Annotated in this window: 2 protein-coding genes; both read left to right on the forward strand. The window is 49.3% G+C overall.

The window, feature by feature from the left end:
* Nucleotides 1–58: 58 nt before the first annotated feature.
* Nucleotides 59–655, forward strand: coding sequence for a hypothetical protein (locus H7U37_RS14975; protein ID WP_204876956.1), 597 nt, complete (start codon nucleotides 59–61; stop codon nucleotides 653–655).
* 5 nt (nucleotides 656–660) lie between these two features.
* Nucleotides 661–1,016, forward strand: a 356-nt coding sequence (locus H7U37_RS14980) for a DEAD/DEAH box helicase family protein (protein WP_204876958.1), incomplete at its 3' end; no start/stop codon positions are given.

Here is a 1,016-nt window from a genome sequence, read left to right on the forward strand (position 1 = left end):
GCCTACTATATCCTGCGGGATCACGGAATCGAATTGAAATTGGTGTGAGGGGAAAAAGATGGAATACAATCAGCTGCCTAAGGGCTTTTTTAAAAAGAACCCGCTCAATCAATTATCCTCTGCCAATATTGCCTATTTTTCCATAACTGCCGGGTTTTCTGGTCGTCTGGAGAAAGAGATGTTTGATTTGGTAAAAAAAGAAGTGGATACCCGGCGCTTGGATAAAATCAAGCTGGAGCGGGAGGAAATTCCCCATCTTGAAAGCGGCGAGGATTTTGTCCGTTTTATGCGTGGCAACTATGATATATCAAACCGAAGTCTGTTATGCAAACGGGCGCTGACCATGCAGCAAACAGTTATCCCACCCATGCTGCGCCGGTTTCGTACCAGCATGCAGGATATGTTTATTGAGGCTGCCGTCTATATTTTGGCCCATGCGGAACAGGTCTATGTGGATCAGTTAAAGACCCTGTATCCAGAAATTCGGAATCCCTATGCGCAAAGCATGGCCTGTCTGGTGTTTGGCATTCAAAAGCAGGAGGATACCCTTCCTCTGCTGCTGACAGAATACCAGCGCCTACAGAAGGAGTTCCCGGAGGAAAGCCTGTGTCAAGGGCCGCTGCTGGCCATTTATATCTTGTACAATAAGGCGTGATTGCCATGAAGCTGAAATTCAAAAACCAAGTATTCCAAACGGATGCGGTCAACGCCGTGGTGGACTTGTTCACCGGCCAGGAGAAAACCAAAAGCACCTTTTCCGTGGTCGATGAGCGGCAGACTTCCCTTCTCCCTGAACTGGGCCAGGGCAACGCCCTCTACATTGACCATGAAACACTGACCGCCAATATGCACACCGTCCAGAAGCGGAATGGTTTACCACTCACTGACTTGGAAACCACCGCCGAAGGCGTATTGGGTGCAGCGGCACGCTGCCAGTTCTGCATTGAGATGGAAACCGGTACCGGCAAGACCTATGTTTACACCAAGACCATCTTTGAGCTGAACCGCAAGTACGG

Origin of the sequence: Pseudoflavonifractor phocaeensis (assembly GCF_016901735.1) — a bacterium.
Taxonomy (GTDB): domain Bacteria; phylum Bacillota; class Clostridia; order Oscillospirales; family Oscillospiraceae; genus Pseudoflavonifractor_A.